The sequence below is a fragment of the Kocuria marina genome, assembly GCF_000786655.1.
Lineage (GTDB): Bacteria > Actinomycetota > Actinomycetes > Actinomycetales > Micrococcaceae > Kocuria > Kocuria marina_A.
The window spans coordinates 1-8,689 of sequence record NZ_JROM01000035.1; the positions used below are offsets into that span (position 1 = coordinate 1).

General features: G+C 66.8%; 8 protein-coding genes and 1 pseudogene. 3 read left to right on the forward strand and 6 right to left on the reverse strand.

Annotation, left to right across the window (positions count from 1 at the left end; translation table 11 throughout):
• Both AS25_RS15030 and AS25_RS15035 read right to left on the reverse strand, forming a co-directional pair.
• A pseudogene (locus tag AS25_RS15030) lies at positions 1–182 on the reverse strand (hypothetical protein); the annotation flags it as partial.
• Entirely contained in the window at positions 183–491 is a 309-nt protein-coding gene (locus tag AS25_RS15035) for an IS3 family transposase (protein WP_035961062.1), read from the reverse strand.
• A gap of 373 nt (positions 492–864) precedes the next feature.
• On the opposite strand from AS25_RS15035, the gene recQ reads away from it, so the two are divergent.
• Together recQ and AS25_RS15515 are read left to right on the forward strand one after the other, a co-directional pair.
• A complete protein-coding gene (recQ, locus tag AS25_RS08595) occupies positions 865–2,715 on the forward strand; it encodes a DNA helicase RecQ (RefSeq protein WP_035964329.1) in 1,851 nt (616 codons plus the stop codon).
• A gap of 111 nt (positions 2,716–2,826) precedes the next feature.
• Positions 2,827–3,420 carry a hypervirulence associated TUDOR domain-containing protein gene (locus tag AS25_RS15515; RefSeq protein WP_216594112.1) on the forward strand — a complete coding sequence of 198 codons (594 nt, stop codon included), beginning with the start codon at positions 2,827–2,829 and terminating at the stop codon, positions 3,418–3,420.
• A gap of 197 nt (positions 3,421–3,617) precedes the next feature.
• Here AS25_RS15515 and AS25_RS08610 read toward each other — a convergent pair whose 3' ends face one another.
• Complete coding sequence (locus tag AS25_RS08610) at positions 3,618–4,379, reverse strand: NADP-dependent oxidoreductase (protein ID WP_367379156.1); 762 nt, start codon at positions 4,377–4,379, stop codon at positions 3,618–3,620.
• Positions 4,380–4,784: 405 nt separating this feature from the next.
• On the opposite strand from AS25_RS08610, the gene AS25_RS08615 reads away from it, so the two are divergent.
• Positions 4,785–5,528 (forward strand): hypothetical protein, encoded by a 744-nt coding sequence (locus AS25_RS08615; RefSeq protein ID WP_156960940.1) that lies wholly within the window; start codon positions 4,785–4,787, stop codon positions 5,526–5,528.
• A 69-nt stretch (positions 5,529–5,597) separates the two neighbouring features.
• On the opposite strand, the gene AS25_RS08620 is transcribed toward AS25_RS08615, so the two are convergent.
• The 3 genes from AS25_RS08620 to AS25_RS08625 form a co-directional block, all read right to left on the reverse strand.
• Positions 5,598–6,317 (reverse strand): nucleotidyl transferase AbiEii/AbiGii toxin family protein, encoded by a 720-nt coding sequence (locus AS25_RS08620; protein WP_052160845.1) that lies wholly within the window; start codon positions 6,315–6,317, stop codon positions 5,598–5,600.
• A 199-nt stretch (positions 6,318–6,516) separates the two neighbouring features.
• Positions 6,517–7,497 (reverse strand): type IV toxin-antitoxin system AbiEi family antitoxin domain-containing protein, encoded by a 981-nt coding sequence (locus AS25_RS14650; RefSeq protein WP_156960941.1) that lies wholly within the window; start codon positions 7,495–7,497, stop codon positions 6,517–6,519.
• An 85-nt stretch (positions 7,498–7,582) separates the two neighbouring features.
• The gene (locus AS25_RS08625; RefSeq protein WP_035964331.1) at positions 7,583–8,641 is read right to left on the reverse strand and encodes a threonine aldolase family protein; all 1,059 of its coding nucleotides are present in this window, start codon (positions 8,639–8,641) and stop codon (positions 7,583–7,585) included.
• Between the last annotated feature and the right edge of the window lie 48 nt (positions 8,642–8,689).

Consider the following 8,689-nt stretch of genomic DNA (forward strand, 5'->3'; position numbering starts at 1 on the left):
AGGAACCGGTAGCCGTACTCGGGGTCGTCGAGGTGAGCGTCCAGCAACGCGTTGGACCGGTATGCCTCGACCACCTCGGCCTTGGTGACCTGCTGGTGCCGCCATCGGTAGTAGGGCTGGCGGGAGAGCTTTGAGGACCCGCAGGGACACCGTGACGGGGATGCCGTCAGCGGCGAGCTCACTCACGAGCGGGTAGAAGATTTTCCCGGCAGGTTCGCCTGGGAGAGGTAGGCGGCTGCGCGGCGGAGGACCTCGTTCTCCTGCTCGAGCAGCCGGATCCGCTTGCGCGCATCGCGCAGCTCGGTGGAATCCTCCCGGCTCTTGCCGGGGCGGTTGCCGTCGTCAATGTCGGCTTGGCGGAGCCATTTGTGGAGCGTCATCTCGTGGACGCCGAAGTCCTTCGCGATCTGCGCGAGAGTGACGCCGGCCTCGCGGGATCGGGCCACGCGCACGACATCTTCGCGGAACTCCTGGGGGTAGGGAGCGGGCATGGTGCACATCCTTCCAGGCCGCCCTACGGGCAAGCCAGGTCAGATGTCACCTATCCGTGCAGCAGCCCCCAGGTGGGTGGTGTAGGAACTTCCATCCTGTGACGAGGAGCCCGTTCTTCATCTCACCGCCACACCCGTGACAAGAACCTCATGCCCCACAACAACTAGGGGCCGGGAGAACCGGCGGGCACGGTGAGCAGCCATGCAATTTCTAGTGGAGTAAATGCAGCCTACTGACCAGTACATTGCATTATCGACACCTGAGATTTCCCAGCACTTGAGAATCAGGCACCGGGAGCATCCAACCGGGCCCGCCGCTCCACAGCCCGTCGGCCCCGAGCATCCGTCCCGGCAGCGGGCCTAGGGTGGAAGCATGCATCCCACGAGCACTGCCACCACGCCCCTGGACGTCCTGCGGGAGGTCTTCGGGTACCCCGGGTTCCGGGGTGAGCAGGCGGCCATCATCGACCACGTGGTGGCCGGCGGGGACGCAGTCGTGCTCATGCCCACAGGTGGGGGGAAGTCGCTGTGCTACCAGATCCCCTCGCTGATCCGGGAGGGCACCGGGATCGTGGTCTCCCCTCTGGTCGCGCTCATGGCGGACCAGGTGGCCGCCCTCGAAGCAGTGGGGATCCGCGCGGCGTACCTCAACTCCACATTGGAGCCTTACGAGGCGCAAGCGGTGGAACAGCGGCTGCTCGCCGGGGAGCTGGACCTGCTCTACATGGCCCCGGAACGGCTGGTCCTGCCGCGCACCCTGGACCTGTTGCGTCGGGCCCGGATCGCCCTGTTCGCGATCGACGAGGCACACTGCGTCGCCCAGTGGGGCCACGACTTCCGCCCCGACTACCTGGGCCTGTCGGTGCTCGCCCATGCGTTCCCGAACGTCCCCCGGATCGCCCTGACGGCCACGGCCACCCGCGCCACACATCGGGAGATCACCGAGCGCCTGGAGCTGGGGGAGGCCGAGCACTTCGTCGCCGACTTCGACCGCCCCAACATCCAGTACCGGATCGAACCCAAGGACCGTGCCCGCGATCAGCTGCTGCACCTGATCCGCTCCGAGCACGAGGGCGAGGCCGGGATCGTCTACTGCCTGTCCCGCAAGAGCGTGGAGACCACAGCCGCGTGGCTGAACGACCACGGTGTCGCCGCCCTGCCGTACCACGCGGGGCTGGACGCCGCGGTGCGCCACGACACCCAGGTGCGGTTCGTGCGGGAGGAGGGCATCGTCGTCGTCGCGACCATTGCGTTCGGGATGGGGATCGACAAACCGGACGTGCGCTTCGTCGCCCACCTGGACCTGCCCAAGAGCATCGAGGGCTACTACCAGGAGACGGGCCGCGCGGGGCGTGACGGGCTCCCGGCCACGGCGTGGCTCGCGTACGGGCTGGGCGACGTCGTCAATCAACGCCGCTTGATCGACCAGGGCGAGGGCAGCGACCCGCACAAGCGCAACGCCCGCGCGCACCTGGACGCGATGCTCGCGCTGTGCGAGACCACGGCGTGCCGGCGGGTGCAGCTGCTGCGGTACTTCGGGCAGGAATCACAGCCGTGCGGCAATTGCGACACGTGCCTGGCCCCGCCGAAGGTCTGGGACGCGACGGTGCCCGCGCAGAAACTGCTGTCCGCTCTCATCCGGCTGGAGCGCGAGCGCGGTGAGCGGTTCGACTCGGGCAAGGTCTTCGACCTGCTGCTCGGCAAGGTCAACGACCGCACCGAGGCGTCCCGGCACCGCGAGCTGAGCGTATGGGGGATCGGCCAGGAGCTCTCGGAACGCGAGTGGCGCTCGGTGCTGCGGCAGTTGCTCGCGCGCCGGATCGTGGAGGCGGTCGGTGATTTTGGCGTGCTGGTTCCCGGCCCGGAGGCCGGTCCCGTGCTGCGCGGTGAGGCGGCCGTGGAGCTCGCGGTGGATCGGACGACGACGCCGCGTTCGCGGGGGCGCGCTCGTTCCGGCGCCGACGGCGCTCGGGCCGGTTCCCGCGCCGCGGACGGTCTCGAGACCGCCGAGCGCCAGGTGTTCGAGGCGCTGCGCACGTGGCGGTCCTCGGTGGCCAAGGAGAAGAAGATCCCGCCGTACATGGTTTTCTCGGACGCGACGCTCGTGGCGATCGTGCAGGCCCGGCCGTCGTCCACTGCGCAACTGAGCGCGGTGAGCGGAGTCGGCGCCAAGAAGCTCGAGGAGTACGGGGACGCCGTGCTGGAGGTGCTGGTGGAGGCCTGACAGGGCCCCTGTGCCGCGCTTCGTGCGTGTGGTCTACTGAAGTTCCGGGGCGGGCGCGTCCGACGCGGGACCCCCTGGACCGACGGATCGGCTCACAGGAAGGCGCTCGCCATGGGTTTCAGCAAGGGTGATCGGGTTGCGTGGAACACCGCGCAGGGAACCACGCACGGGACCGTGCAGTCCAAGCACACGGAGGACCTGGAGTTCAAGGGCCAGACGTTCCGGGCGGAGGACGACGACCCGGTCTACGTGGTGAAGTCCGAGAAGAGCGGTTCCGAGGCGGCCCACAAGGAGTCGGCGCTGACGGCGACGAAGAACGGATCCGACGACGACGGCGGGTCCGGTAAGGGCGGCGGGTCGGGCAAGAGCGATTCCGGCAAGGGCGGCGGCGAGCACCACCCCACCAAAAAGGTCCAGGAGGCTGCCCAGCGGGCGGTGAAGTGGATCGAGGAGGGCAAAGCCGGCAAGGGGTTCACGGACACGGGTGAGCACCGGGCGCACCAGTTGGCCGAAGGCGAGGCCGTGGGCGACGAGGTCGTGAAGAAGATGCGTGCCTACTTCAAACGTCATGACGTGGACCGCTCCGCCGAGGGCTTCAATCACGGCGAAGATGGTTACCCCTCCCCGGGGCGCGTGGCCTGGGATGCGTGGGGCGGCGATGCCGGGCGGAAGTGGGCCGAGTCGCAGACGATCGAGGGGGACTGAGCGCATCACCCTCAATGCATTGAGAACACCCCTGGACCTCACGGATCCCGGGGTGTTCTCATTGCCTCTCGCGCGGTTCGCTCAGTCGGCACTGGACCGACGGCTACCCTCTGCGATACCGCGGTGAGACCACAGCCAAGGCGCGGTGCGCCGGAAGGGTGGCAGCGGCGTCGTCGTCGGACGCGGTGGAACGGGCGTCAGGAGACGGTGAGGACGATCTTGACCACCGTGCGACCTTCCTGGCTGGCGGCGAAGGCGTCGGGCAGTTGCTCGAGCGGGAAGGTGCGGTCCACCCGGACGGTGAGTTTCCCGGCGTCGGCGAGGTTGGCGAGTTCGCGCAGGTGGGAGGCATCGGGGGTGACCCACATCCACTGGCCACCGTGTTGCTCGACCTCGGGGTCGGCGATCGAGGCGTGCCGGCCGCCCTCGGCGAGCACGGCCAGGGTGGAGTCCACGACGCCGCCCACGAAGTCGGCCACGATGTCCACGCCCTCGGGGGCGAGCTCACGCACTCGCTCGGCGAGACCGTCGCCGTACTCCACGGGTTCGGCGCCCAGGCTGCGCACGTAGTCGTGGTTCTTCGCGGAGGCGGTGCCGATCACCCGCGCGCCGGCGGCCGCGGCGATCTGCACGCCCATGCTGCCCACCCCGCCCGACGCCGCGTGGATCAGCACGGTCTTGCCGCGCGCCAACCCCAGGCGGGTGAGCACCTGGAGAGCGGTCAGTCCGGCCAGCGGAAGGCCGCCGGCCTGCTCCCAGTCGAGGCTGGACGGTTTCGGGGCCAACGCGCGCACGGGAACCGTGACGTACTGCGCGAAGGTGCCACCGTGCACCCAGTCCTTGCGGGCGTAGGCGATCACCTCGTCACCCTCCGAGATCCCGGGGGTGTCCGGGCCGCAGCCCGCCACTACTCCCGCGACGTCCCACCCGGGGATCACCGGGAACTGGGCATTCATCATCTCGTCCAGACCCCCCGGACATGACTTTCCAGTCCACGGGGTTCACGCCCGCGGTCTTCACCCGCACCAGGACCTCGCCCGGTCCCACCTTGGGCAGCGGGGCGTCGGTGAGTTCCAGGACGGAGTTGTCGCCGTACTGCTGATAGGTCTGCGCCTTCATGGTGGTCATGGCCGGTGTAACCGGGGTCACGCGGGGGTTTATTCCACCCGTGGGTGCCTTGGGGTGGGGCTCGCGGTGTGCTTGTCGGGGTCGACGACGCTGCCCGCACCCCTCGCGCTGGGCATCACCGGGCGGCGGCGGAGCCGGGGCATTAGTAGGGATCGAGGCGCGTTCGAGGTTTAGGAGGGACCGACTCGTAATCGGTACGGCTGTTCGTGCCGGTGACCGTGTGGTCTACTCGGTTCATGGAGCCCGGTTCCCCCACCGTCGAGGATTTCCGCGCGCTGGCCCGCAGCTCGCCGTGGCGCTTCACCACGCTGCATTTCACACACCGCAGGGAGCGTGAAGCGGGTGGCACCCCGGACGATCAGCCCGTGGAGGCATGGCTCGACCGGAAGGCCGGGCGGGTGACCGTGCGTTCGTCCCAGGGCATCGAGGTGCGCGAAGGAACGCCGTACGGTTCTGATTCTCCTGACGGCGCCGAGTTCGGTTCTTTGGCTGCTGCCATGGCGGATCGTCCTAAGGATCTGACGTTGCGCCCCGACGGGCTGGTAGACCACCGCCCGGAAGGATGGTATTTCGACCGCGGTGATCCGATGTGGCAGGACTACCTGTGGACCGCGATGCTCGACCCGGTCGAACTCAGCTACGGGGTGGACATCACCGGGGTCGCAGCCGTCACGGTGCGTGGTCGTCCGGCGTGGGCTGCCACGTGCAGGCCCCAGGCCGGCCGCGGCGTGGAATGGGAGGGCGGCTACGAACCGCGGTGCAGCTGCTGCGCACTCCTGGATAGCCCGGTTAGTCGGCTGCTGGAGTACGGACCCGAGGACCCGACCCTGACGTACCCCGCACTGCCCACCTCCTACCGCGTCCATCTGGATGTGCAAATGGGCATCGTCGTGGACCTTGCGCCGGTGGATGGTAGGGGTGGAGTCATGGTGACCAATGAGATCTTGTCCGTGGACGAGCCGCTGAACCCGCCCCGCTGACGTGCACAGGGTGCCGGGGAAAGTACAGTAAATGCTGCGGTGGCCTGGTAATGTCGCTCCCTCCCGCGGTCAGATCCACCGTCTTTCATGGGGTGACCATTGTCCTGAGGCATTCATTGTCAAAATGGGGTCGATGAACAGGTGCATGAGTTCCACCGCCTGCTCGACATCCCGATAGTTTTCCAAGGCCGGGAGTTTCCGCGCCATGGGGGCGTATTGGGGGCCCCATGTCGGTGGCACCGTGAAGTGCTCGAATGGTTGGATGCGCCGTCGGCGTCGCTCAAGATGGAGCGCCTCACCGAAGGTGTGCGCTTCGATTCTGAGCTCAGCACTAGTTGCTGCCACAGCCAGGTCCACGAGATCTTTCTCCCGCGTCGACGGCACGCCGTTGTACGTCATCATCACGGCGCAGACCTTGTCCGCGAGCTGATGTGCAATGGGGTACAGCCTGTAGGGACTGCTGTGAAGCCTGGGTAGATCCAGACGATTGGCCGGAATTATTGTCTCGATGGGTCCTACTGCTCGTGTGCCCGTGACAAGGTCCACCGAAAGATCCGCTTGTCGTTGGGGGCCGATGTACACGATGAATGTCACCCGGAGGCCGTCGGTGTACTCCTGAGCCTTGCCCGCGGCGATACGTCGGGAACGGTCATGTACAAAGCGGAAGTGGTCCCCCAAATCCACTGCTGCCAATCGAGCGAGGTCTTTTTCGGCCTCTTCCAAATCGCTTGAGTTTGCGAGCAAATCGATATCGAGTGTGGCCCTGGTGTCCGGTATCCGTGCCAGCATGGCAGTCCTCCCTTGAGGACCCAGCGCGAGGATTGCCGTTCCGAAAATACCCTGGACAGGAATCGATTGAAGTACTCCTGACGGATGAGTGCATCTATGGATGGCCCTGAAGTGTTCCCCCGGGCCTTGCGTGCGGCACTTTTGATGGCCTGTTTCACGGCGTGGGGAGTCGCGTATCCGTCCTGCGCGTACACGAGGATCACACCTCCCGGTCCTGTGAAGGGGTGCGCGGGCCGCGGGCAGGCCCGGCGACGGAAAAGCTGGATCGCCATGCCTCCACAACATCAGGTGGTAGGTGAAAGCCCCTTAGAACTTCGGGCGGCAGACGAAAATCTCTCGTCATGACCGGTGGTAGACCGAATCCCTTGACAAGTTCTGGCGCCACGAAGGAGCGAGAAGCAGGGAGTGTGGAGGGAAATTTCTTACGCAGAACATCGTCAAGCGCTTTGGTCCCCATCATCTTGCGGACCTCCGCTAGAAAAGGTTCGAAAGCGCGTACCGCAATTGCACTGCCGAGGGGCGACTCCGCGACTCTATGGACCATGGATTCTCCGTCAAGACCTGCGGCGCGCAGAAGGTCATCGCGACGAGCGGCTCCGCGGCCTGCGTCTTCGGGATCGAGAGCGGTGGCCAGGACATCCGTACGTAGCTGGCCGCGGTCGAAAGCGTCGAGCAGGCAGTCGACGACGAGTGATTCGTCCGTTCTGTCACGTACCAGGTCGCCAATGGTCTGCTCAACCGTGGTGACCGGCAGGCCCTCGGCTATGGTTCGTGCGTCTTGGGGGATGAAGCGGCGACGGAACCTGAGATCGGGGCGTCGGCTCTGCCTCCGGGTGGGTGAGCTGAACTCATAAGGCTCAGGCGGTAGATCCCCGATCCCGTGCAGCCACGCCGCGGTGGTCCCTGAGACCACCACCCCGTTCTCGTCACCGAGCCGTTCATGCGCCGGTCGGCCGGGGTCGGTGCCAAGCCAGGCAGCCCGAAGGCTCTCGTACTGGTCCGAGGGGGTTCCGACAAGACGATGTACTCCATGGATGATCGGTTCAATGTGTCCCGCCCGAGAGGCCCTGGAGAGCTCCGTACCGATAATGCCTTGCCGTTTGGCCTGAGCCGTGGTGAACAGTCCCCATTGGTCAGCCGTGAGCTCCTGCAGATGAAGTAGGACATCGGAAGCTCTCATACTGCAAAAATAACACTACAGTGTAACTATTGCAGCACTTCACTCTCACGAGAGGCATATCGGGCGATCTGCGGGGCTGCAAAAATTACCCCCTGCATACCCGCCCCACCTCCGCCACGAACCCATCCACCTCCTCCTCGGTCGTCTCGAAGATGCACATCCAGCGCACCTCCCGGCGGGCGGCGTTCCAGTCGTAGAACCGGAAGCGTTCGCGCAGGCGGTCGGCGGCGCCGTCGGGCAGGGTGGCGAAGATGCTGTTCGCCTGCGTGGGCTGCGTGAACTGCACGCCGTGAACGGAACCCTGCGCCGTCGCCCGCTCGAGGCCTTCCCGCAGGCGGCGGGCCATGGCATTGGCGTGGGCGGCGTTGCGGATCCCGAGGTCGTCGGTGAGCAGGGCGACCAACTGCGCCGAGAGAAAGCGCATCTTGGACGCCAGCTGCATGAGGGACTTGCGCGCGAACTCGAGGCCGGGAGCGGCGTCGGGATCCATGACGATCACCGCCTCCGCGAGCATGCCCCCGTTCTTGGTGCCGCCGTAGCTGAGCACGTCGACGCCGACGTCGGACGTGACCGCACGCAGGGGGATGTCCAGCGCCGCCGCCGCGTTCGAGATCCTCGCACCGTCCATGTGCACCAACATCCCCCGGGCGTGTGCGTGTTCGGCGAGCGCGCGGATCTCGTCGGGGGTGTACACGGTGCCCAGTTCGGTGACCTGCGTGATGGACACGACCAGCGGCTGCGCCCGGTGCACGTCTCCCCAACCCCATGCCTCGCGGTCCACGATCTCGGGGGTGAGCTTGCCGTCCGTGGTGGGCACGGCCAGCAGCTTGATCCCGCCGGTGTGCTCGGGTGCCCCGCCCTCGTCCGTGTTGATGTGCGCGGACTGCGCCGCGATCACGGCACCCCAGCGCGGCAACATGGTCTGTAGCGCGGTCACGTTCGCGCCGGTGCCGGTGAGCACGGGTAGGGCGACGGCGCTGTCCCCGAAGGTCTCGCGCGTCCGCTCCTGCAGCGCGTGCGTGTACGGGTCGTTGCCGTACGCGGATTCAGGGCCCTGGTTGGCCTCGACGATCGCGGCGAGGACGTCCGGATGGATCCCCGCGTAGTTGTCCGAGGCGAAATTGGGGAGCTGGGTTGCGGTCATGGGATCACGCTACGCCTGAGCGGCCATCCGACGGTCGCGGCCGGGGGG